At 60.4% G+C, this 23312-nt stretch carries 23 protein-coding genes; 8 read left to right on the top strand and 15 right to left on the bottom strand.

Going from position 1 to position 23312, the window contains the following annotated elements; translation table 11 throughout:
* Both ACIOU6_RS25210 and ACIOU6_RS25205 read left to right on the top strand, forming a co-directional pair.
* On the top strand, positions 1 to 1376 hold a 1376-nt coding region (locus ACIOU6_RS25210), incomplete at its 5' end, for a 3'-5' exonuclease (RefSeq protein ID WP_401139257.1).
* Positions 1377 to 1435: 59 nt separating this feature from the next.
* On the top strand, positions 1436 to 2008 hold the full coding sequence (locus tag ACIOU6_RS25205) for a xanthine phosphoribosyltransferase (RefSeq protein ID WP_007920398.1): 573 nt from the start codon (positions 1436 to 1438) through the stop codon (positions 2006 to 2008).
* Positions 2009 to 2134: 126 nt separating this feature from the next.
* Here the strand turns inward: ACIOU6_RS25205 and ACIOU6_RS25200 are convergent, their stop codons facing one another.
* The 6 genes from ACIOU6_RS25200 to dadA all read right to left on the bottom strand — a co-directional run bounded on the left by ACIOU6_RS25200 (position 2135) and on the right by dadA (position 8226).
* A complete protein-coding gene (locus ACIOU6_RS25200; RefSeq protein ID WP_401139255.1) occupies positions 2135 to 4057 on the bottom strand; it encodes an acetyl-CoA hydrolase/transferase C-terminal domain-containing protein in 1923 nt (640 codons plus the stop codon).
* Between the two features lie 135 nt (positions 4058 to 4192).
* Positions 4193 to 4609 carry a cytochrome c5 family protein gene (locus tag ACIOU6_RS25195; protein WP_221730929.1) on the bottom strand — a complete coding sequence of 139 codons (417 nt, stop codon included), beginning with the start codon at positions 4607 to 4609 and terminating at the stop codon, positions 4193 to 4195.
* Between the two features lie 182 nt (positions 4610 to 4791).
* A complete protein-coding gene (locus tag ACIOU6_RS25190) occupies positions 4792 to 5340 on the bottom strand; it encodes a cupin domain-containing protein (protein ID WP_221730870.1) in 549 nt (182 codons plus the stop codon).
* Between the two features lie 88 nt (positions 5341 to 5428).
* On the bottom strand, positions 5429 to 6502 hold the full coding sequence (alr, locus tag ACIOU6_RS25185; protein WP_401139252.1) for an alanine racemase: 1074 nt from the start codon (positions 6500 to 6502) through the stop codon (positions 5429 to 5431).
* A 94-nt stretch (positions 6503 to 6596) separates the two neighbouring features.
* Positions 6597 to 6950 (bottom strand): RidA family protein, encoded by a 354-nt coding sequence (locus tag ACIOU6_RS25180; protein ID WP_221730872.1) that lies wholly within the window; start codon positions 6948 to 6950, stop codon positions 6597 to 6599.
* On the bottom strand, positions 6922 to 8226 hold the full coding sequence (dadA, locus tag ACIOU6_RS25175) for a D-amino acid dehydrogenase (RefSeq protein WP_221730873.1): 1305 nt from the start codon (positions 8224 to 8226) through the stop codon (positions 6922 to 6924). Before dadA ends, ACIOU6_RS25180 begins: the two co-directional genes overlap by 29 nt.
* Before the next feature lie 153 nt (positions 8227 to 8379).
* On the opposite strand from dadA, the gene ACIOU6_RS25170 reads away from it, so the two are divergent.
* A complete protein-coding gene (locus ACIOU6_RS25170; RefSeq protein ID WP_123403812.1) occupies positions 8380 to 8868 on the top strand; it encodes an Lrp/AsnC ligand binding domain-containing protein in 489 nt (162 codons plus the stop codon).
* 110 nt (positions 8869 to 8978) lie between these two features.
* On the opposite strand, the gene ACIOU6_RS25165 is transcribed toward ACIOU6_RS25170, so the two are convergent.
* A complete protein-coding gene (locus ACIOU6_RS25165; RefSeq protein ID WP_221730875.1) occupies positions 8979 to 9332 on the bottom strand; it encodes a YkgJ family cysteine cluster protein in 354 nt (117 codons plus the stop codon).
* Positions 9333 to 9479: 147 nt separating this feature from the next.
* On the opposite strand from ACIOU6_RS25165, the gene ACIOU6_RS25160 reads away from it, so the two are divergent.
* Entirely contained in the window at positions 9480 to 10790 is a 1311-nt protein-coding gene (locus ACIOU6_RS25160) for an NAD(P)/FAD-dependent oxidoreductase (RefSeq protein ID WP_401139249.1), read from the top strand.
* Positions 10791 to 10907: 117 nt separating this feature from the next.
* Here the strand turns inward: ACIOU6_RS25160 and ACIOU6_RS25155 are convergent, their stop codons facing one another.
* Positions 10908 to 11153: a DUF1127 domain-containing protein gene (locus ACIOU6_RS25155; RefSeq protein WP_221730877.1), complete on the bottom strand. Its 246-nt coding sequence runs from the start codon at positions 11151 to 11153 to the stop codon at positions 10908 to 10910.
* Positions 11154 to 11332: 179 nt separating this feature from the next.
* On the opposite strand from ACIOU6_RS25155, the gene ACIOU6_RS25150 reads away from it, so the two are divergent.
* Positions 11333 to 12757, top strand: coding sequence for a PLP-dependent aminotransferase family protein (locus tag ACIOU6_RS25150; RefSeq protein WP_221730878.1), 1425 nt, complete (start codon positions 11333 to 11335; stop codon positions 12755 to 12757).
* 138 nt (positions 12758 to 12895) lie between these two features.
* Here ACIOU6_RS25150 and ACIOU6_RS25145 read toward each other — a convergent pair whose 3' ends face one another.
* The 4 genes from ACIOU6_RS25145 to ACIOU6_RS25130 form a co-directional block, all read right to left on the bottom strand.
* The gene (locus tag ACIOU6_RS25145; RefSeq protein ID WP_401139247.1) at positions 12896 to 13435 is read right to left on the bottom strand and encodes a hypothetical protein; all 540 of its coding nucleotides are present in this window, start codon (positions 13433 to 13435) and stop codon (positions 12896 to 12898) included.
* Between the two features lie 14 nt (positions 13436 to 13449).
* Positions 13450 to 15891, bottom strand: a complete 2442-nt coding sequence (locus tag ACIOU6_RS25140; RefSeq protein WP_221730880.1) for a fimbria/pilus outer membrane usher protein — start codon at positions 15889 to 15891, stop codon at positions 13450 to 13452.
* Positions 15891 to 16598: a fimbria/pilus chaperone family protein gene (locus ACIOU6_RS25135; protein ID WP_221730881.1), complete on the bottom strand. Its 708-nt coding sequence runs from the start codon at positions 16596 to 16598 to the stop codon at positions 15891 to 15893. Before ACIOU6_RS25135 ends, ACIOU6_RS25140 begins: the two co-directional genes overlap by 1 nt.
* Positions 16599 to 16761: 163 nt before the next feature.
* Entirely contained in the window at positions 16762 to 17364 is a 603-nt protein-coding gene (locus ACIOU6_RS25130; RefSeq protein WP_401139245.1) for a DUF1120 domain-containing protein, read from the bottom strand.
* Between the two features lie 389 nt (positions 17365 to 17753).
* Between ACIOU6_RS25130 and ACIOU6_RS25125 the strand changes: the two genes are divergently transcribed.
* Positions 17754 to 19322, top strand: coding sequence for a phospholipase D family protein (locus ACIOU6_RS25125; RefSeq protein ID WP_401139243.1), 1569 nt, complete (start codon positions 17754 to 17756; stop codon positions 19320 to 19322).
* Positions 19323 to 19352: 30 nt separating this feature from the next.
* Here the strand turns inward: ACIOU6_RS25125 and ACIOU6_RS25120 are convergent, their stop codons facing one another.
* Positions 19353 to 20498 carry an MFS transporter gene (locus tag ACIOU6_RS25120; protein ID WP_221730884.1) on the bottom strand — a complete coding sequence of 382 codons (1146 nt, stop codon included), beginning with the start codon at positions 20496 to 20498 and terminating at the stop codon, positions 19353 to 19355.
* A 185-nt stretch (positions 20499 to 20683) separates the two neighbouring features.
* Positions 20684 to 22177, bottom strand: a complete 1494-nt coding sequence (locus ACIOU6_RS25115; RefSeq protein WP_339433783.1) for an aldehyde dehydrogenase — start codon at positions 22175 to 22177, stop codon at positions 20684 to 20686.
* 237 nt (positions 22178 to 22414) lie between these two features.
* Here ACIOU6_RS25115 and ACIOU6_RS25110 point away from each other — a divergent pair, with 237 nt between their 5' ends.
* Together ACIOU6_RS25110 and ACIOU6_RS25105 are read left to right on the top strand one after the other, a co-directional pair.
* Positions 22415 to 22777: a cupin domain-containing protein gene (locus ACIOU6_RS25110; RefSeq protein ID WP_221730886.1), complete on the top strand. Its 363-nt coding sequence runs from the start codon at positions 22415 to 22417 to the stop codon at positions 22775 to 22777.
* Between the two features lie 161 nt (positions 22778 to 22938).
* Positions 22939 to 23148, top strand: a complete 210-nt coding sequence (locus tag ACIOU6_RS25105; RefSeq protein ID WP_221730887.1) for a hypothetical protein — start codon at positions 22939 to 22941, stop codon at positions 23146 to 23148.
* A 74-nt stretch (positions 23149 to 23222) separates the two neighbouring features.
* On the opposite strand, the gene rpmG is transcribed toward ACIOU6_RS25105, so the two are convergent.
* Positions 23223 to 23312, bottom strand: a 90-nt coding sequence (gene rpmG / locus ACIOU6_RS25100; protein ID WP_401139258.1) for a 50S ribosomal protein L33, incomplete at its 5' end; no start/stop codon positions are given.

The raw sequence follows: 23312 nt of genomic DNA, 5'->3' as shown, positions 1-23312 counted from the left end.
TGGTCGACGAATACCAGGACACCAACGCCAGCCAGTACCTGCTGGGGAAAATGCTCATCGGCAAGCGTAACCAGTTCACCGTGGTGGGCGACGACGACCAGTCGATCTACGCCTGGCGCGGTGCGCGCCCGGAAAACCTGATGCTGCTCAAGGACGACTATCCGTCCCTGAAAGTGGTGATGCTGGAGCAGAACAACCGATCCACCAGCCGCATTCTGCGTTGCGCCAACGTGCTGATCTCGAACAACCCGCACGAATTCGAAAAACAGCTGTGGAGTGAGATGGGCCACGGCGACGAGATCCGTGTGATCCGCTGCCGCAACGAGGACGCCGAAGCCGAGCGCGTGGCCATGGAAATCCTCAGCCTGCACTTGCGCACCGACCGACCGTACAGCGATTTCGCGATCCTCTATCGCGGTAACTATCAGGCCAAACTGATCGAACTGAAGTTGCAGCACCATCAGGTGCCTTACCGCTTGAGCGGCGGCAACAGCTTCTTCGGCCGCCAGGAAGTGAAAGACCTGATGGCCTACTTCCGGCTGATCGTGAACCCGGATGACGACAACGCCTTCCTGCGGGTGATCAACGTGCCGCGCCGCGAAATCGGCTCGACCACCCTGGAAAAACTCGGCAACTACGCCACCGAACGCAAGATCTCGATGTACGCCGCCACCGACGAAATCGGTCTGGGCGAGCATCTCGACAGCCGCTTCACCGATCGCCTCTCGCGTTTCAAGCGCTTCATGGACAAGGTCCGTGAGCAGTGCGCCGGCGAAGATCCGATCTCAGCCCTGCGCAGCATGGTCATGGACATCGACTACGAGAACTGGCTGCGCACCAACAGCTCCAGTGACAAGGCTGCCGATTACCGGATGAGCAACGTCTGGTTCCTGATCGAGGCGTTGAAAAACACCCTTGAGAAGGACGAAGAAGGCGAAATGACTGTCGAAGACGCCATCGGCAAACTGGTCCTGCGCGACATGCTTGAGCGCCAGCAGGAAGAAGAGGACGGCGCCGAAGGCGTGCAGATGATGACCCTGCATGCGTCCAAGGGTCTGGAATTCCCCTACGTGTTCATCATGGGCATGGAAGAGGAAATCCTCCCGCACCGCTCCAGCATCGAAGCCGACACCATCGAAGAAGAACGCCGTCTGGCCTACGTAGGCATCACCCGCGCCCGTCAGACCCTGGCCTTCACCTTCGCCGCCAAGCGCAAGCAGTACGGCGAGATCATCGATTGCGCGCCCAGCCGTTTCCTCGATGAGCTGCCACCGGACGATCTGGCGTGGGAAGGCAACGACGACACACCGACCGAAGTCAAAGCCGTGCGCGGCAACAACGCATTGGCCGATATACGCGCGATGCTAAAGCGCTAGAATTGACCACTTTTTTTACTAGACCTTCGGCGCACAAAGCGCCAAATGAGGACAGCTTCATGGAAGCATTGCACCAGAAAATCCGCGAACAAGGCATCGTGCTTTCCGACCAGGTCCTGAAGGTCGACGCCTTCCTGAACCACCAGATCGACCCGGCCCTGATGAAGCTGATCGGCGACGAATTCGCCTCGCTGTTCAAGGATTCCGGCATCACCAAGATCGTCACCATCGAAGCGTCGGGCATCGCCCCGGCGATCATGACCGGTCTGAACCTCGGCGTGCCGGTGATCTTCGCCCGCAAGCAACAGTCCCTGACCCTGACCGAAAACCTGCTGTCGGCGACCGTTTATTCGTTCACCAAAAAGACCGAAAGCACCGTGGCCATCTCCCCGCGTCACCTGACCAGCAGCGACCGCGTGCTGATCATCGACGACTTTTTGGCCAACGGTAAGGCATCCCAGGCGCTGATTTCGATCATCAAGCAGGCTGGCGCCACCGTCGCCGGCCTGGGCATTGTGATCGAGAAGTCGTTCCAGGGCGGCCGCGCCGAGCTGGATTCACAGGGCTACCGCGTTGAATCGCTGGCTCGCGTTAAATCGCTGAAGGACGGCGTCGTAACCTTCATCGAATAAAGCCACACCGCCCCCCTGTGGGAGCGGGCTTGCTCGCGAATGCTTAGTGTCAGTCGAGATCCTGGTTGACTGATTCACCGCTTTCGCGAGCAAGCCCGCTCCCACAGTTGGTTTTGCAGCAGGCCGTTAGTTCGCAGTGGCTTTGAGGCCCGTGAGCAGCAGGCGCTGGAACAGGTCATCCTTTAACCCTTCCGGATTCTTGAGCTGCATCCGCTCCAGGTGTTCAGGGAATGTTGAAGCGTCTGGCGCATCCAGCGCAGCCTTGCCCAGTTCCAGAATCTCAGTCAGCTTGAACTTGCTCTTCAACCAGTTCAGCGCCCGCAACAGATCCCGCTCGATCATCGTGAAATCACAGCCCAACGGATACTCCGGAAACAGGTTCGGGTGTCGCGCGGCAATCGCCTGCAAGCGTTGCGGTGTGTTATCGGCAAATCGCGGATCAATACGGAAATCCTTCGGCAGTTTGCCGACTGTCTGTGCCTGTTCGATCAGCCCCGCCTGGAAGCGCGAATCGCTGATATTGAGCAACGCCTCGATCACCGCTGCGTCGGTCTTGCCGCGCAGATCGGCAATGCCGTACTCGGTCACCACGATATCGCGCAGATGACGCGGGATGGTGCAGTGGCCGTACTCCCAGACAATGTTCGAACTCACGTCGCCACCGGACTCGCGCCAACTGCGCAGGATCAGAATCGAGCGTGCATCGTGCAACGCGTGGCCCTGAGCGACGAAGTTGTATTGCCCACCGACACCGCTGAGCACCCGTCCGTCTTCCAGTTGATCGGCCACACCCGCGCCGAGCAAGGTCATGGTGAACACCGTGTTGATGAATCGCGCATCGAGGCGCTGCAGACGCTTGAGTTCTTCCTGCCCGTACAGTTCGTTGATATAGCTGATGCGGGTCATGTTGAATTCGAGGCGCTTGCTCTGGGGCAGCTCACGCAAGCGCTCGTAGAAACTGCGCGGGCCGAGGAAGAAGCCGCCGTGCACCGAGATGCCGTCAGGCTGCGCTGACTCGTCGAGGGTGCCGGCGTTGGCCTGCTCTTGCGTGTGCACGTCCGGGTAGACCTTGCGCCGGATGATCCCTGCGTCCGCCAGGACCAGCAGGCCGTTGACGAACATTTCACTGCATCCGTACAAGCCTTTGGCGAACGGTGCGGTGCCGCCCTCGCGTTCAATCAATTGCGCCCACTGGCTGACATTCACGTCGGCCAGCAATGCCCGATATCCGGCGTTATCCGCCTGGCGTGCCAGCAACGCAGCCGTCAGTGCATCGCCCATAGAACCAATGCCGACCTGCAACGTGCCGCCGTCACGCACCAGCGTACTAGCATGCAGGCCGATGAAATGATCCTGAAAGCCAACCGGCATGTTCGGCGTGGAAAACAGCGTGGTGCTGTCCTTCTCGTCGATCAAAAAGTCGAAGGTGTCGATATCGACCTCGGCATCGCCGGGCATGTACGGCAAATCGGTATGCACTTGGCCGACCAGCAAAATCGTCTCTCCCGCCGCGCGACGCTTGGCGATCATCGGCAACAGGTCGAGGGTGATGTCCGGGTTGCAACTCAGGCTCAAGCGGTCGGGATGCTCACTGCTGCTGGCGAGCAACTGCGCGACCAGGTTCAGGCCGGCGGCGTTGATGTCGCGGGCGGCGTGGCTGTAATTACTGCTGACATAGTCCTGCTGGGCCGGGGGACTATTGAGCAGGCTGCCGGGCTGCATGAAAAACTGTTCGATGCGGATGTTGGCGGGCAGGCTGTCGCGGTGCAGGTCAGCGAGGAAATCGAATTCCGGGTAATCGCCGAAGACGCGCTCTACGAAGGGCTCGATGAAGCGTTTCTGCAACCCGTCGCCAAGGCTCGGCCGACCCAGACACAGGGCGGTGTAGATCGTCAGTTGTCGCGCCGGAAGTTCCTTGAGCCGCCGGTACAGCGCGTTGACGAAATGATTGGGTTTGCCCAGCCCCAGCGGCAAGCCCATGTGGATATGCGCCGGCAACCGTGCGAGCACGTCATCCACTGCCTGTTCGATCGAACACAACTGCACCATCTGAAGCCTCCCGCCCTTTGCGTGAATAGAGGTAGACCGAGCTTGCCGCTACTTTGCTGCAATGAACAGCCCAGGGTCTGAATCGCAGGCACAAAAAAACCGTCCGAAGACGGTTTTTTCCATCAAAAGAGCGCCTTACTTCAGGCCGGACATCTTCTGGATAGCGCCCTTGAGCTCGTCATCCGTGCAGTCGGCGCAGGTGCCTTTCGGCGGCATCGAGTTAATGCCAGTGATGGCTTTGGCCAGGATGCCGTCGAGACCGCCCTGGTGATCGGCGCGTTCTTTCCAGGCGGCGGTGTCACCGATTTTCGGTGCGCCCAGCAGACCTGTGCCGTGGCAAGCGTTGCAATGTTTGGCAATCACTTCGTCCGGGGTTTTCGCCCCGCCACCGCCGCCGGCGGTCGCTGCCACTTCCATCCCTTTGCATTCCTGACCTTGTACACACACCTGGCCTACGGGCTCCAGGCGCTTGGCAATGTCGTCATTCGTCGCAGCTTGAGCGCTGACAGCCCAGAGGGCCAGTACGGTTGCTGGTGCAGCCAGCATTTTCATAATTAGGTTCACGCGTTCACCCTCAATGGTGGCTATTCACGCCTGCGGCCACGGTTCGCAGGCGGGCGCAAGTATAGCGGGTAGCCCGCCACACTGAAACAACCCCAAAGTTAAAGGGGTCTTGTTGCACATCGCTAAAACGGTTCGGGTGCCTTCGCCATAGTGGCCTGGCGCCTCTTTGTTTAAAAATTCGCCGGCGTGGCTGCGCTGATTAGTCGCGCGGGCAAGTCGAACGGATTGCGGAAACGATGCGGCTTGGTACTTTCAAAATAGTAGCTGTCGCCGGCTTCGAGAATAAAAGTTTCGAGGCCCACCACCAGTTCCAGACGACCTTCCACCAGAATCCCGGTTTCCTCACCCTCGTGAGTGAGCATCTCTTCGCCGGTGTCGGCGCCTGGTGGGTAGATTTCGTTGAGGAATGCGATGGCCCGGCTCGGGTGTGCTCGGCCGACCAGTTTCATGGTCACGGCGCCGTCGGAAATGTCGATCAGCTCGTTGGCCTTGTAGACGATCTGAGTCGGTTGTTCCTGCAGGATTTCTTCGGAGAAGAACTCGACCATGGACATGGGAATGCCGCCCAGAACCTTCCTCAGCGAACTGATCGAAGGGCTGACGCTGTTCTTTTCGATCATCGAAATGGTGCTGTTGGTGACGCCCGCGCGCTTGGCGAGTTCACGCTGGGAAAGCCCTTTGAGCTTGCGGATCGATTGCAGTCGTTCACCGACGTCCAAGGCTGGAGCCTCCTGATGTTGTAAGAATATTGAGCGTTATCATGGCGACAGCGTTCAGTATTTACAACACTTGGGCCCACCAGCAGCCTCAACCCTCGGAATAGAGCCTTGGCACCCGACGCAGGTTGCAGAAGATCTGGTAAGGAATGGTGTCGGCCCACTTCGCCACTTCGCTGGCGAGAATGTTTTTGCCCCACAGCTCGACAGTCGAACCCAGCTCGGCTTCCGGCACATCCGTCAGGTCGATGCACAGCATGTCCATCGATACCCGTCCGAGTAGGCGGCTGCGTTTGCCGGCCACCAGCACAGGCGTGCCGGTCGGTGCCTGACGCGGGTAGCCATCGGCGTAACCCATGGCGACCACGCCGATGCGCATCGGTTTATCCGTGATGAATTTGGCGCCGTAGCCAATGGGTTCGCCGGCCGGCAATTCGCGTACGCAGATAACTTTTGATTCGAGAGTCATCACCGGTTGCAGGCGCTCGGCCACGGCGTTGGCGTCTTCGAACGGTGTGGCGCCGTAAAGCATGATGCCCGGGCGTACCCAGTCGCTGTGGATCTGCGGCCAACCGAGCACGGCGGGCGAGTTGCGCAGGCTGACTTCGGCGGCGAGGCCCAGGCGCGCGGCTTCGAAGACCGCGACTTGATCGGTGCTGCTCTGCCCGTGAAGTTCATCGGCACGGGCGAAGTGACTCATCAGCACGATCTTCGCCACTTTGCCGCTGGCGAGCAGTCGTTGATAGGCCGCCTGGTAATCCTTGGGATGCAGACCGACACGGTGCATGCCGGAATCGAGCTTCAACCACACAGTGATCGGTTTGCTCAGCGCGGCCTGCTCGATCGCTTCGAGCTGCCACAGCGAATGCACCACACACCAGAAATCGTGCTCAACGATCAGCGCCAGCTCATCGGCCTCGAAAATCCCTTCAAGCAACAACACCGGGGCACGAATACCGGCGGCGCGCAGTTCCAAAGCCTCTTCGATGCACGCGACGGCAAAACCGTCAGCCTCAGCTTCCAGCGCTTGGGCGCAGCGTACCGCGCCGTGGCCGTAGGCATCGGCCTTGATCACCGCGAGCGCCTTGGCGCCGGTGACTTCGCGGGCAATTTGGTAATTGTGACGCAGGGCTTGAAGGTCGATCAGGGCACGGGCAGGACGCATGGCGGCAGACTTCTAGGCGGTCATGGGAATAAAAACCGGCGCTGGCTGACGGGGTGAACCGCCGACAGCACCGGCAGAGGGATCTTTGAAACGGTTACGGCAGCGCGGCGACGATGGATATCTCGACCAGGATGCTCGGCTTGGCCATCTTCGCCTCGACAGTGGCACGTGCCGGCGCGGCGCCTTTGGGCAGCCACTGATCCCACACTGAGTTCATTGCGGCAAAGTGCGCCTCAATGTCGTTCAGGTAGATCGTCGCCGACAGCAGATGCTGTTTGTCAGTCCCGGCCAGATCCAGCAACCGCTCGATGTTGGCAAGGACATCGCGGGTCTGCTGTTCAATCCCGGCATCGAAGTCGTCGCCGACCTGCCCGGCCAAAAACACGGTGCCGTTGTGGCTGACGATCTGACTCATGCGCTCATTGGTGAGCTGGCGATGGATTGACATGCTGGGTCGACTCCTGGTTTTTGCTGCCATAACGGGAAATATCGAGGCCTTCGGCACTGATCTGCGGCTTTTTCTTCGCCATCAGGTCGGCCAACAAACGACCGGAACCGCACGCCATGGTCCAACCGAGCGTGCCGTGACCGGTGTTGAGGAACAGGTTCTTGAACGGTGTGGCGCCCACAATCGGTGTGCCGTCCGGCGTGGTCGGACGCAGGCCGGTCCAGAAACTCGCCTCGGCCAGATTGCCGCCCTGAGGATAAAGGTCGTTGACGATCATCTCCAGGGTTTCGCGTCGACGCGGGTTCAGCGACAGATCAAAACCGGCAATCTCGGCCATGCCGCCGACGCGGATGCGGTTGTCGAAACGGGTGATCGCGACCTTGTAGGTCTCGTCGAGAATGGTCGAGGTCGGGGCCATCGCCGGGTTCGTGATCGGCACGGTCAGCGAGTAACCCTTGAGCGGGTAAACAGGCGCCTTGATGCCCAACGGCTTGAGCAACTGCGGCGAGTAGCTGCCGAGGGCCAGGACGTAGCGGTCAGCGGTTTCCAGCTTGCCGTCGATCCACACGCCGTTGATGCGATCACCGGCGTAGTCGAGCTTTTGGATGTCTTGGCCGAAACGGAATTCAACACCCAGCTTCACAGCCATTTCGGCGAGACGGGTGGTGAACATCTGGCAGTCGCCGGTCTGGTCGTTCGGCAGGCGCAGCGCGCCGGCGAGGATGTCGGTAACGCCAGCCAGCGCTGGCTCGACCCGGGCGATGCCGGCGCGATCCAGAACTTCGAACGGCACACCGGACTCTTTCAGCACGGCGATGTCTTTGGCGGCGCCGTCGAGTTGTGCCTGGGTGCGGAACAATTGGGTGGTGCCGAGGCTTCGGCCTTCGTAAGCGATGCCGGTTTCAACGCGTAATTCGTCGAGGCAATCGCGGCTGTACTCGGACAGACGCACCATGCGCTCTTTGTTCACCGCGTATCGGCTGGCGGTGCAGTTGCGCAGCATTTGCGCCATCCACAGGTATTGGTCGATGTCGGCGGTGGCCTTGATCGCCAGCGGTGCGTGGCGTTGCAGCAGCCATTTGATGGCCTTGAGCGGCACACCCGGCGCGGCCCACGGCGAGGCATAACCCGGCGAAACCTGGCCGGCGTTGGCGAAACTGGTCTCCATGGCCGCGGCGGGCTGCCGGTCGACCACCACCACTTCAAACCCGGCACGGGCCAGATAATAAGCACTGGCGGTACCGATGACGCCGCTACCCAAGACCATGACGCGCATTTTTGTATCCCTCATCGCGGCTGACCGCCGACGTGTTGTTAGAGCAATGATGAGCGCAGTGTAAAAAATAAATGCCAGTGCTTTTCACTATATAAGCGCCTATATTTGGCGACAATTCTCGGCAAAAACCCTTTTCACGGAGGCGCATCCCCTATGCGTACCAACACTCAGACCAAACGTGAGCTGGACAAGATCGACCGCAACATCTTGCGGATCCTGCAGGCGGACGGGCGGATTTCCTTTACCGAACTCGGGGAAAAAGTCGGCCTCTCCACCACGCCGTGCACCGAACGGGTTCGACGTCTGGAGCGCGAAGGGATCATCATGAGCTACAACGCTCGGCTCAATCCTCAGCACTTGAAGGGTAGTCTGTTGGTATTTGTCGAGATCAGCCTCGACTACAAATCCGGCGATACTTTCGAAGAGTTCCGACGTGCGGTGCTGAAATTGCCCCATGTGCTGGAATGTCATTTGGTATCAGGGGATTTCGATTATCTGGTGAAAGCGCGAATTTCCGAGATGGCCTCGTATCGCAAGTTGCTCGGCGACATCCTGCTCAAGCTGCCGCATGTGCGGGAGTCGAAGAGCTATATCGTGATGGAAGAAGTGAAGGAGAGCCTGAGCTTACCTATTCCAGACTGAAGATTGATGGCGCACCATTCGCGAGCAGGCTCGCTCCCACAGAGGAATGCATTCCAAATGTGGGAGCGAGCCTGCTCGCGAAAGCCGCAACTCGGTCAGGAGTGAACCAGCTAAACCAACACCTGCCGATTCGCCGCCATGTACTCGAAGATTTGCTTTTCAGCGCGCGGATGAATCAACTCGACCGGGCCCCGACCATTCGGGCATGGCAAGGTTTTGGTGGTACCAAACAACCGGCAAATCAGCGGCCGCTCGCCATATACCGTGCAGCCATTCGGCCCCAGGTGCACACAGTTCAGTTCTTCCATCGCCGCATCCTGCTCGGCACGGGTCTTGCGCGGCAGGCGGGCCATCTCTTCGGGTGAAGTGGTCACTGGCCCGCAGCAGTCATGGCAGCCCGGCACGCACTCGAACGTGGGGATCTGCTGACGCAGGGTGCGGATTTTCTGGCTGTTGCAGCTCATCGAAACAGTGACCTACGGAGAATAGGCGGCAATTGTGCCGCAAAAGCCGTGATCCAGACAGCAACGGGCGACCAGTGTTGCCCGTCTTCGGGCGTGCGGCTTATGCTCCGTCAAATTTTCTCGACACTTAGCCGTTGGATGATGCCCATGAATGCCCGCGCCCGAAACCTCGCGAGCCAACCCCACGTTGCCTCCTACTATGCCGCCAGCAGCCTGCCGCAGCCCGATCACCCAAGACTGCAAGGCGAAGTGATTGCAGACGTGTGCGTGGTGGGCGGCGGGTTTTCCGGGCTGAACACGGCACTGGAGCTGGCCGAACGCGGTCTCAGCGTGGTGTTGCTGGAGGCGCACAGGATTGGCTGGGGCGCCAGTGGTCGTAACGGCGGGCAGTTGATTCGCGGGGTCGGCCACGGTCTCGATCAATTTGCCAATGTCATCGGCACCGACGGCGTGCGGCAGATGAAGCTCATGGGCCTGGAAGCGGTGGACATCGTCCGCCAGCGCGTCGAGCGTTTCCAGATCCAGTGCGACCTGACCTGGGGCTACTGCGACCTCGCCAACAAACCCGCCGACCTCGAAGGCTTTGCCCAAGACGCCGAAGAACTGCGCGGTCTGGGCTATCGCTACGAAACCCGTTTGCTGCAAGCCAATGAAATGCACACCGTGGTCGGTTCCAAACGCTACGTTGGCGGGCTGATCGACATGGGTTCCGGGCATCTTCACCCATTGAATCTGGCGTTGGGTGAAGCGGCAGCGGCGCAGCAACTGGGGGTGCAACTGTTCGAGCATTCGGCGGTGACCCGCATCGACTACGGCTCTGAAATGAAGGTGCACACAGCGCAGGGTTCGGTACGCGCGAAAACGCTGGTGCTCGGTTGCAACGCCTACCTCAACAATCTCAACCCACAACTGAGCGGCAAAGTTTTGCCCGCCGGCAGCTACATCATCGCTACCGAGCCTTTGACTGAGGAGCTGGCGCACAGCTTGCTGCCGCAGAACATGGCGGTCTGCGATCAGCGGGTAGCACTGGATTACTACCGCCTCTCGGCCGATCGTCGCCTACTGTTCGGCGGCGCCTGCCATTACTCGGGGCGCGATCCGAAGGACATCGCCGCCTACATGCAGCCGAAGATGCTCCAAGTGTTTGCACAACTGGCCGGGGTGAAGATCGATTATCAGTGGGGCGGGATGATCGGCATCGGCGCCAACCGTCTGCCGCAGATTGGCCGGCTCAACGATCAGCCGAATGTGTACTACGCCCAGGCCTACTCCGGCCACGGTGTGAACGCCACGCACCTGGCGGGCAAACTGCTGGCTGAGGCGATCTGCGGGCAACACAGCGGCGGGTTTGATCTGTTTGCCAAGGTGCCGCACATCACTTTCCCGGGCGGCAAGCATCTGCGTTCGCCGCTGCTGGCGCTGGGGATGTTGTGGCATCGGCTCAAAGAGTTGGTCTGATATTTTTGTTGAGGCCTTGAATAAGCCTTCGCGAGCAAGCCCCTCCCCACACCAGGAATGCATTTCCCTGTGGGAGCGGGATTGCTCGCGAAGAGGCCCGCAAAAACAATACAGATTTCAGATCCGCCAGAACGGCTTCAACCCTTCCTCCTGCGCCTGCTCGCGGGTCAGCCCCACATCCTTGAGTTGCTCCGGCGTCAGGCCGAGCAACACCTTGCGCGTGTGCAGACGATGCCAGATCAGACCCCAGCGACTCAGGCCGGATGGCGCGTTGCGCATGGCCGCATTCCACGTACTGTCCTCCTGCCCTGCCACCAGTTCCTGACTGTGTAACGTCAGCCGCACATCGCTCAAGCCGTTCATTTTTGTCGCTCCTGTTTACTTGGGTCGCCAGAGATTCCATGATGCGCGGGCCGGCAAAAGCATTACAGATCCAAACAATCTGCATTAACTCCATACAGATTTGCTGTTTCTGCCACTGAATTGTCGATTTACGCCGCATCTGTACTGGTTTATCGAATCATCTGCATCGAGGCAGTGCCATGACGCTTTATGTGAACCTCGCCGAACTGCTCGGCACGCGCATCGAACAAGGCTTCTACCGTCCGGGTGATCGCCTGCCGTCGGTGCGCGCCTTGAGCGTAGAACATGGCGTCAGTCTCAGCACGGTGCAGCAGGCTTATCGCGTGCTCGAGGACAGCGGCCTGGCCACACCGAAGCCCAAGTCCGGGTATTTCGTGCCGGTCGGTCGCGAGTTGCCGGAGCTGCCCGCCGTCGGGCGTCCGGCGCAGCGCCCGGTGGAGATCTCGCAGTGGGATCAGGTGTTGGAATTGATTCGCGCGGTGCCGCGCAAGGATGTGGTGCAACTCGGACGCGGGATGCCCGATATCACCTCGCCGACCATGAAACCGCTGCTGCGCGGACTGGCGCAGATCAGCCGCCGCCAGGGCATGCCCGGTCTGTATTACGACAACATCCACGGCACCCTCGAACTGCGCGAGCAGATCGCTCGGCTGATGCTCGACTCGGGTTGCCAGTTGAACGCCAGCGACCTCGTCATCACGACCGGTTGTCACGAAGCGCTGTCCACCAGCATCCGCGCGATCTGTGAACCCGGTGACATCGTCGCGGTGGATTCGCCGAGCTTTCACGGCGCCATGCAGACCCTCAAAGGCCTGGGCATGAAAGCCCTGGAAATCCCCACCGACCCGCTCACCGGCATCAGCCTCCAAGCCCTGGAACTGGCGCTGGAGCAATGGCCGATCAAAGCCATCCAGATCACCCCAAACTGCAACAACCCACTGGGCTACATCATGCCGGAGTCGCGCAAACGTGCGTTGTTGACGCTGGCGCAACGCTTTGACGTGGCGATCATCGAGGACGATGTATATGGCGAACTGGCCTACACCTACCCACGTCCGCGCACCATCAAATCCTTCGACGAAGACGGCCGCGTGCTGTTGTGCAGTTCATTTTCCAAGACACTGGCACCCGGGCTGCGTATTGGCTGGGTAGCACCCGGTCGTTATCTGGAACGGGTGCTGCACATGAAATACATCAGCACTGGCTCCACCGCGCCGCAACCACAGATTGCCATTGCCGAATTTCTCAAAGCAGGCCACTTCGAACCGCATTTACGCAGGATGCGCACACAATACCAGCGCAGTCGCGACGTAATGATTGACTGGGTCACGCGCTACTTTCCGGCGGGTACTCGCGCCAGTCGCCCGCAAGGCAGCTTCATTCTCTGGGTCGAATTGCCGGAGGGTTTTGACACGCTGAAACTCAATCGTGCCTTGCATGATCAGAACGTGCAGATTGCGGTCGGCAGCATTTTTTCCGCCTCGGGCAAGTACCGCAATTGCCTGCGAATGAACTACGCTGCCAAACCGACACCGCAGATCGAAGAGGCGGTGCGCAAGGTCGGCGCGGCGGCCACCAGGCTGCTCGCCGAGGAAGGCAACTGACACATAGGCTGTGGCGAGGGACCTTGCGCCCACTGGGCTGCGCAGCAGTCCTCCTCGTTCTCTGTAAAAGCGGGAGCAAGCCCCCTCACCACACCTGACGCTTCACTTCCCCTCATTTTTTAACCTAACAGCATGACCTTACTGACGAAAACTCAGCCGGGTTTCAAATCGGGTCAGGTCGCTGACCCGTGTGGCTGCCGAGGTGACGTGCGCTTCCAGTTCCAGTTCGACTTCCAGGCTTCGGCCTTCAACACCCATTCCCGCGACCGCCGGTATCAGGCTGGCGCCAGGTTGCAGAGTGCGCGCATCCGCCGCGGGGGCCTGCCCGTCACTGATCCAGTCGACCGCTTTACCGTCCACCCACACGGTCAGCACCCGCACGCTGAGCGTGCCCGCACCAAAGCGGTATTGCCCGGCATTAGCCGCTGGCGCGACCAGCGTCAAGCGCAACGGGCCTGGTTGTTCGCACTGGACGTTGGCCTGAGCACGACGCAATCCGAAACTCAATGGATCACCCGGCGGTGACTGCGCCAGCAGTTGCCCGCGTGTCGTGCGGCCAAAATCGACGACGGCCGGGCCCAGTCTGACGCTGCAATCGGACCGGGCCTGCGCCCATCCCATGTGCGTCAACAGGCACAGCCATACAACCCCTGCTACTCGGTTTTTGATGCCGTGCATGGTGCTTTCCTTTTTCAGACAGTCCGGCAGAGGGCCTGCGCGGTTTCGTACAGCGCATAAGGGTCACGCGCCTCGCTCATGGCGAACTCCAGTCGACAGCGTTGACCGTCCGGAAGGCGCAGATACAGTTCGAGGTCAGGCTGTACGTCGGACAGAAAAATCTGTCCGGCACCCAGCACGCTGGTGATGTATTGCTCCTGTGCGTCGAACACGCCGAGCCCCTTGTCGACCCACACGTTATCCACCGTGCGCACCTCTAACAGCACCCGCCGAGCCGTGACCATGTCGAACGCCAGGCGCGGCACCGCGCCACGTCCAGCCTCGACCTCCTGATAGGCGTTATGCACATCGACGTTGTGTCCCAGGCTGGCGGTGTCGATCTCCACACGCCCCTTGCTGTAGGCCGGCAGGCTGGCTGCCACGGCATGGCCGGAACGGTCGGTCCAGACCGGGCCCCGCGGGGTGATCAGGCGCACCCCGGCGCTGTCGCCCGCCTTGAGCAATGCGAAGGTCTCGCGCAGCGGATAAGGCGACAGCGTCACGCCGGCGTCATGCACCAGCGCACCGCCGCGCAGGCCGACGTCATAGCTCTCGTCACCGCTACCGCTGCGCGAGTAACCCGCATCCAGCTGACTGTATCGGGGCAACAGATTGACCCGCCCGTTGAAACCCGTTTGACCATTATCCGGCCGCTCGGCGCCGACGCTGTAGGCCAGGGTATCGCTGACTTGTTCGTTGAATCGCAGGCCGCTGCGCGTGCCGCCGACCGAGTCATTGCGCACGTAACCGCGCAACGTCCGCTGCGATCCCAGCGGCACACTCACGCTCAGATAAGCCGCCGTACCTCGGGCATCGTCCGCGACCCCGGCGATATCCCGCTCCAAGGTGAAAGAGACATTGGCCCGACGAATCATCTGCGACCAGGCAACGGCGACCCGTGAGGTCGCCGTGCCGTCGAACATTGAAAACCGCGAGTAGCTGCCAGAGAAACCGCCCAGAGTCAGACTGCCCGCACTGAGGCTCGCACTCAGTTGATTGCGCACGCGCTGGAACGGCTGATCATCGCGCGGATTCCACGCGGTGTCGGACAGCGTGCGGAAATCCCGGGTCTGCTGAGTCAGCGCCAGACTGGCCGACAGCCTTTCGCCTAACAAACCATTCGCCGCCCACTGCACCTGGGTGCCGGACAGTGCTTGATCCTGGGCCCGCGACATCACCTGCCGACCGCTCAGTACGAGGCGCTCACCGACGGCGCCCTGCATCGCCCAACCCATCGATTGATAGCCGTTGCCGAACATCGCACCGGCCGTGGCCTGCCAGCGCGGGCTCAGGCGCCAGTCCTTGCTGGCGGCAGCAAACGACGGTGCATCACGCGCGTCGCCGGCGTAGCGCCGCACCTTTCCCGCGGCCAGTCCATAGCCCGCCACCCTGCCCGGCAGCGCACTACGCCGTTGCGTCGCCGGGACAATAAAGCGCCGCTGCTGACCGTCCTCTTCGTGCACCGTGACCTCAAGATCCACGCTCTGACTGAGCAGTGGCAAACCCACCAGGGTGAAGGGGCCGCTGGGCACTAGGGTGGTATAGATCAGCGCACCGTTCTGGTTGACCTCGATTCTCGCGGCGGAGTAGGCAATGCCCTCGACTCTGGCTCCGGCGCTGTCCTCGTCCAGTTCCATCAGTGCCATCTCGGGCTGCACCTGAAAACCGTTGAATGCCTCACCGGAAAACAGCGGCGAGACCATGTTCAATTGCCCCAATTGAAGGTTGGCCTGATAGCGTTCCGAGGTGTGTGAAGCGTAGGCATACAGGTGTTCGAGGCTGCCCTGCCCGGCGAATTCGCTGTAAGCCTGACGGCTGCGAAAGGACCAGTCAGCCGTGTTCAAACCCAGTTCACTGTTGAGGCTGCGGTACTGGCTGGATTGCCCGGCGAACCGACTGCCGAGCAGCAAGGCATCGTAGTTGAACAGCCCCGCCGTACCGCCGTTGAAGAAACGCCGTTGCGCCGGATGATCGGGCAGCAGCGTATCGGTCGGCATCAGCAGATCGATGTGTTCCCGAGAAGGATCGGCTTGCACCACGGCTTGCGGAAACCGTCGGGCAAACAGTTCGCATCCCGAACCGGGCTCCGACTCGACGTGATCCGCCCTGATGCCGCCACGCGCCAGCAAAAGCGGCGCGAAACACAGATCGCCTGCTGCATCGAACGTCACCCGCAACCGCCCCTTGGGCACACCATTGACCGCCAGCGTTACGGTTTGCGCACCCTCGCGAAAACGCGGTGCCTGGCTGAAATACTCGGCCAGATGCGGATCCAGCCCGCGAGACCTGAGCACATCCTGATTGAACTGCACCGCGGCCGGCGCTGCCCGGGTGTCACTTGAAACGGCATGACGGTGCATCAGCGGACACACGCAAGTGATGACCAGCAAAACGCCAGCCCAGCGCCTCCCGTGCATCAGTCCAGCACCAACGGCGCGTCAACGTGCTCGATGGCAAATCCGTAAGTGGTCACCGGGAACAATCGGACTTGTGTCGGCTGACGGCCCGGGTCGACGGTACCGCTCAACGTCAGTTGCTCACCGGGCAACACGTACGTGCGCCCCAGATCGATCACCTGCTCTCCCGGCAGCAAATTCACCGCGTGGCCAAGACGCACGACATACGGACTGGGATTACGCACCTGGACCACGCTGCCCTGGCGCGTCCAGACCAGATGTTTCCAGGGTTCGCGGTCGACCGGTAATTTGGCCGGACGCAGGATGACGGGAATGTTCTGCCGCACGCTCAGGCTTACCTGGGCTTTGCCGGTCGAGTCTTGCGGCGCGATGCCCTCGAACACCACACGCTTGAGGCGCTCGGTTTGCAGCGGTTCGGCGCTGCGCAGGATGAACCGCACACGCTGCGTGGTCCCGGGTTCGACGCGCGCCACCGGCGGCGTCAGTAATAACAGTGATTCGGTGTCTTGCGGCACGTCTTCGATGGAGGTGTGCAGCAGCGCCGGATGTGACTCGCTGTTGAGCACATTGATCCCTGCTTCACCGACGCCTTCATCGAGCACGACGACGGGCGTTTCGGGAACCATCCCCGCCGCCCGAACTGGATCGGGCACCCACAAAGAAACCAGCAACATGCTGGCGATGGTGTTGCGCACAAAGGCGTTCATGTAAGGCTCCACAGGCAAGCGCGCAGACGCCATCAGCGCCGGACAACGAGCCAGCCGATTGTGTTGATTGGAAATGACAAGCCTGGACGCCACCGAAGCCCATCGAGGGGTTCTGTGACTTATGCGGCACTGCCCGACCGCGGTTCGCGGCAGTGCCTTGCCCTCAGAGGTAGAGCAGTTCGAACGTCGCCGAACCGTTGAGTGAAATGTCAGAGGTAATCGGCAGACTCGACGTCGGGCCTATGACGGGCACCAGCGTCATGGGGAAGGTATGCACCATTCCGGGCAGAGGGCCTGCGGCCGTACTGCGCCCCCAGGAATAACGCAGGTTGCCCTCATAGTTTTTACCCAGGAGCGTGGCCGTCTCCGGTTCGCTCCAATTGGCGCTTGTACCTTGCTTGTACATCACACTCGACAACTCGCCATCGACGGAGGGTTTGCCGAATCGCAAGCCATAGCCGCCGATCTTGTTGCCGTCCACCTCACCGATGCCGAAGATGTACATCTTCCAATCGGTGCCATCGACAACGATGCCCGGCCGTTGAGTATGGGCCTGGTTGTCATGCACCTTGATGGCCATCGGCGCGGACGCCGAGCAACTGACGCTCAAGGTGATATTGCGGTTGGTCAGTTCGGTCTGACGATCGCGGTTCAGCGATGCGGCAGGGATGTTGCCCAGGTCTACCAAGTTGCCGCCGGAAAAAGCAGGGGTGCAGGAGGTCGGGATGATCGTCCCGGTAATGGTCAGATCTGTTGAGTCAGCCATGACCAGTGCTGGACAGAGCGCGCTTGCAACAGCCATTGCACGAAAGGTATTACGCATGAAAATTCTCACTCCATAAGAATCGAAAGATGACATTCATCTGCGCTTTTTCTGAGTAAAAACAGGAAAGATCCTGCATCAGAATCAGCGCCGTCATTATTCCGATTGCTGTATAGGAGTGATGTAAGGCGAAGTAACAATCGACACCGGAAAAATCGCTACAAGACGTAGCTGATGTGAGCCGGAAAATTCCTCAATCTGTTGAAGAACTTCCCTCCTGCCGACAGTCATAGACTACAAGCCGCTCTAGTTGGCGCGCCGGCTCCGCCGAATAACACGTCACGCCCGCCGTGCCATACTCCAGGCCCCGCCAACATTCGGAAAGATCTGACTTGAGTTCCAGACACGCCCTTGCGCTTGCACTGCTGGTCGCCCTGCTGCTGAGCGGGTGCACCACGCTCGATGTTCCCCGGACGCCAAGCCAGGCCCTGCCGGCGAAGGAATCTGCGTTCGGTCGTTCAATTCAAGCGCAGGCGGCGCCCCATCAGGGACGATCCGGCTTCCGCCTGCTGTCCAACAGCACCGAAGCGTTCACCGCCCGCGCCGAACTGATCCGCCACGCGCAAACCAGTCTCGACTTGCAGTACTACATCGTCCACGACGGCATCAGTACGCGGATGCTGGTTGAGGAACTGCTCAAGGCTGCCGACCGTGGCGTGCGCGTACGAATCCTGCTCGACGACACCACCAGCGACGGCCTGGACCAGATCATCGCCACGCTGGCGGCGCATCCGCAGATCCAGATCCGCCTGTTCAACCCGCTGAATCTGGGGCGCAGCACTGGCGTGACCCGGGCGGCCGGGCGCCTGTTCAATCTGTCGCTGCAACACCGGCGAATGCACAACAAGCTGTGGCTGGCGGACAACAGCGCGGCCATCGTGGGTGGGCGTAATCTGGGCGACGAGTATTTCGATGCCGAGCCAAACCTGAATTTCACCGACATCGACATGCTCAGCATGGGACCTGTGGCCGAGCAACTCGGGCACAGCTTCGATCAGTACTGGAACAGCGCGCTGAGCAAACCGATCGAAGCATTTCTAACCAGCAAACCCTCAGCCAAGGACCTGCAGAACACCCGCACACGCCTGGAAGAATCGCTGGAGGACACCCGCAAGCAGAATCACGTGCTGTATCAGCAGTTGATGAAGTTCAAGACCGAACCACGCATGGACATCTGGCGCAAGGAGCTGATCTGGGCCTGGAACCAGGCGCTGTGGGATGCACCGAGCAAGGTGCTGGCCAAAGCTGAGCCTGATCCGCAATTGCTGCTGACCACGCAACTGGCGCCGGAGCTGAAGGGCGTCAGCAAAGAACTGATCATGGTTTCGGCGTACTTCGTACCCGGCCAGCCAGGGCTGGTGTACCTGACCGGACGTGCCGACGCGGGCGTTTCGGTGCAACTGCTGACCAATTCGCTGGAAGCCACCGATGTGCCGGCCGTACACGGCGGCTATGCCCCCTATCGCAAAGCGCTGCTGGAGCATGGCGTGAAACTGTTCGAGTTGCGTCGCCAGCCCGGTGATGGTGGCGGCAGCGGCCCGCATATTTTTTACAGCAAATCGTTTCGCGGCTCGGACTCCAGCCTGCACAGCAAGGCGATGATCTTCGACCGACAGAAGTCGTTCATCGGCTCATTCAACTTCGACCCGCGCTCAGTACTGTGGAACACCGAAGTCGGGGTGTTGGTGGACAGCCCTGAACTGGCCGAGCATGTGCGCGATTTGGCCCTGCAAGGCATGGCACCGGCATTGAGTTACGAGGCAACGCTTGAGAACGGACAGATTGTCTGGGTGACCGAGGACAACGGCCAGATGCACACCCTGACCAAAGAACCGGGGAGTTGGTGGCGACGGTTCAATGCGTGGTTCAGCACCACCGTCGGCCTTGAGCGAATGCTGTAGCCACGGCCAGAGGTATTCCCCCGCAAGCATTCAGGCAGGCTCGGCCACCGCGCCAAACGCGCCTTGGCGCGACACCAGAATCACCAGGCCAAACGCCCCTGCCGCCATCAACAACGGCAGCGCATGGCCGCTGATCCACTGACTGCCCGCCCCCGCCGCCAATGGCCCGACCAGGCAGCCAACGCCCCACAGTTGCGCGATGTGCGCATTGGCACGCACCAGCGCATCGTCGCGATAACGCTCACCGATGAGGATCAGCGACAGCGTGAACAGTCCACCAGCGCTGGCGCCGAACAGCACCCACAACGGCCAGATCAACAGCGTATCGATCAGCAACGGAATCGCCAGACTCGACAGCAGCAACACGACGGCGCACCCGGTAAACAGCGTTCTGCGGGATAAACGATCAGCCAACGCACCAATCGGCAATTGCAGTAACGCATCGCCGACCACCACGGTACTGACCATCGCCAGGGCGATTTCTGCGGTGAAGCCTTGGCGCAGGCAATAAACAGGCAGCAGCGTCAGGATCATCGCCTCGAACGCCGCAAACAACGACACCGCCCAGGCAATCGCCGGCAGCTCGCGGGCGAAGCGCCACAGGTCACTGAACGTCACGCTGCTTGCTTCACTGCTCGGCGCACCACTGCGGCCCAGCAACAGCAAGGGCGAAATTGTCAGTAACACCACACCGACCCAGAAGCCGTAATCGTTATCGGTGCCGAGCGCTCCCAGCAGCAAGGGGCCAGACAATTGGCTCAGCGCATAGCTGCTGCCATACAGCGCCACCAGCCGCCCGCGCCATTGCTCGACCACCAGTTGGTTGATCCAGCTCTCGCCGAGGATGAAAACGATGGTCAGGATCACGCCGATCATCAGCCGCAACACCAGCCAGATCGGATAGCTCGGCAACAGCGCCAGCAAACCGATCGACAGCGCCCCGGCCCACAGGCACAGACGCATGAGATTGGCCGTGCCGAAACGCGCCGCCAGATGACTGGAGATCTTCGCCCCCAACAGCACGCCAATCGCCGGCATCGCCGCCATCACGCCGATGGCGAAGGCGCCATAACCCCAACCCTCCAGACGCAACGACACCAGCGGCATGCTGACCCCCAAGGCCAGACCGACGCTCAAGACAGACGCCAACACGGCGAAATACGTCGCCCAACGCATGTTCCACGCTCCTGTGGATATTCTTGTTTTCACCACAAAACCAATGTGGGAGCGAGCTTGCTCGCGAAGACGGTTTCACATTCAGCAGATGTGCTGACTGATACACCGCTTTCGCGAGCAAGCCCGCTCCCACAGGGATCCGCGCTTCGTCAGAGAGCCCGGGACAACCGGGCTCCCTCAAGGGTTTACAGCTTGATCCAGGTCGACTTCAGCTCGGTGTACTTGTCGAACGCGTGCAGCGATTTGTCGCGGCCGTTGCCCGACTGCTTGAAGCCACCGAACGGTGCGGTCATGTCGCCGCCGTCGTACTGATTGACCCACACGCTACCGGCACGCAACGCCTTGGCGGTCAGGTGCGCCTTGGAGATGTCCTGCGTCCACACCGCAGCAGCCAGGCCGTACGGCGTGTCGTTGGCAATCTGGATCGCCTCTTCAGCGGTATCGAAAGCGATGACCGACAGCACCGGGCCGAAGATCTCTTCCTGAGCGATCTTCATTGCATTGCTCACACCGTCGAAAATCGTTGGCTCAACGTAGGTCCCACCGGTTTCCTGGAGGATGCGCTTGCCACCCGCGACCAGTTTGGCACCGTCGGTATGGCCGGACTCGATGTACGACAGTACAGTATTCATCTGCTGGGTATCCACCAGCGCGCCGACGTTCGTCGACGGATCCAGCGGGTTGCCTGGCTTCCAGGCTTTGAGCGCCTCAATCACCATCGGCAGGAATTTGTCCTTGATCGAACGCTCGACCAACAGACGCGAACCGGCGGTGCAGACTTCGCCCTGGTTGAAGGCAATCGCGCTGGCGGCGGATTCGGCGGCGGCTTGCAGATCCGGGGCATCGGCGAAGACGATATTCGGGCTCTTGCCACCGGCCTCCAGCCAAACACGCTTCATGTTCGATTCGCCGGAATAGATCATCAGTTGCTTGGCGATCTTGGTCGACCCGGTAAACACCAGCGTATCGACGTCGTTGTGCAGAGCCAGCGCCTTGCCAACGGTGTGGCCGTAGCCCGGCAGCACGTTGAGCACGCCTTTCGGGATACCGGCCTCAACAGCCAGTGCCGCAATGCGGATGGCGGTCAGCGGGGATTTTTCCGACGGTTTGAGGATCACCGAGTTACCCGTCGACAGCGCCGGGCCGAGCTTCCAACAGGCCATCATCAGCGGGAAGTTCCACGGCACGATGGCGCCCACCACGCCCACTGGCTCGCGGGTTACCAGACCCAGTTGATCGTGCGGGGTCGCCGCGACTTCGTCGTAAATCTTGTCGATCGCTTCACCGCTCCAACTCAGCGCTTGCGCCGCGCCCGGAACGTCGATGTACAGCGAATCACTGATCGGCTTGCCCATATCGAGGGTTTCGAGCAGGGCCAGTTCTTCGGCGTGCTGTTTCAGCAGGCCGGCGAAGCGGATCATGGTGGCTTTGCGCTTGGTCGGCGCAAGGCGCGACCAAACGCCGGAATTGAAAGTGGCGCGGGCGTTTTCCACGGCGCGCTGGGCATCGGCGGCGTCACAGCTGGCAATCTTGCCCAGCAGACGGCCATCGACCGGGCTGATGCACTCGAAGGTCTCGCCGGAGACGGCGTCGGTGTATTCGCCATTGAGGTAGGCGCGGCCTTCGATCTTCAGGTCGCGGGCGCGTTGTTCCCAGTCGGCACGAGTCAGGGTGGTCATTTAAGTGTCCTCCTCTTGTTCAATACGAACGCCGCACGATCATCGCCAGCGTCCTCAGGAATTCTGCCCGGCCAGCCTGCATTTCGGCCCAAGGCACCCGCCACCCTAAACCAGCGGCCGGGTTTGTTTCAATATATTTGACATAAGCGCGCTATACGGCCTTGCGGTGTTCAATTTAATAAACATAGACTTTGGCCCATTCCAGCCAACGCGCCGTCATCACGGGAGAAAACAACAATGAGCATCCAGAACGTCGTCGACATCAGCCTGACAACCAGCGAAGCCGAACGCTATCGCCCGGACCCAGCCAAAGTGCTCAAAGGGGATCCCGAGCAAGCGGTGTTCAATCAATACGACAGCCCTTGTGGACAAATGAACGTTGGCGTGTGGGAAGGCGCGGTAGGCCAGTGGACAGTGAATTACACAGAGCATGAATACTGCGAAATCTTGCAGGGCGTTTCGGTGCTGCGTGACAGCGACGGCAATGCCAAGACTCTGCGTATGGGCGACCGTTTCGTGATTCCGGCGGGTTTCAGTGGCACTTGGGAAGTGCTGGAAGCCTGCCGCAAGATCTATGTGATCTTCGAACAGAAGGCGTGATCTGACACAGAAGGTGACGAGACCGGTAGGACTTGGACAGGAGCTTTGAGAGAAGCTTCGCGAAGGCGCCAACTTTCAACGTCAAAGCCCATAACGACACAGCCAGTGCCGACAGGATTGACGCAAGGCGCCCTTCTCTCAAATGAACGCAAGGAGGCTTCATGCCCAACGACTGCAACCTCAGCAACGCCAATTTCTTCCTCGGTGATACCGCCACCCCTGACAACCTGTTGGCCGCATGCAACGCTGCCGGGGCAAAAAAATATCGCCTTGAGGTACCGGACGGCATGTACAACCTGCGCACTGATCCAGATCGCATCCGCGTACTGGTGAATGAACGCAATGAAATCATCGAGATCATCTGCGGCTGATCGGTCATTTCCAGGCAACAAAAAAGGCCCGCATCGTGAGATACGGGCCTTTTTTGTAAGTCGGGAAAAATCAATTACTTGATTTTGCCTTCCTTGTACATCACGTGCTTGCGAACAACCGGATCATATTTCTTGATCTCGATTTTGTCCGGGGTAGTACGCTT

This window comes from Pseudomonas sp. NPDC087615 (genome assembly GCF_044743445.1).
Classification (GTDB): domain Bacteria; phylum Pseudomonadota; class Gammaproteobacteria; order Pseudomonadales; family Pseudomonadaceae; genus Aquipseudomonas; species Aquipseudomonas baetica_A.
The sequence above is the reverse complement of the archived record's forward strand: the minus strand, read 5'-3'. Positions and strand labels throughout refer to the sequence as shown.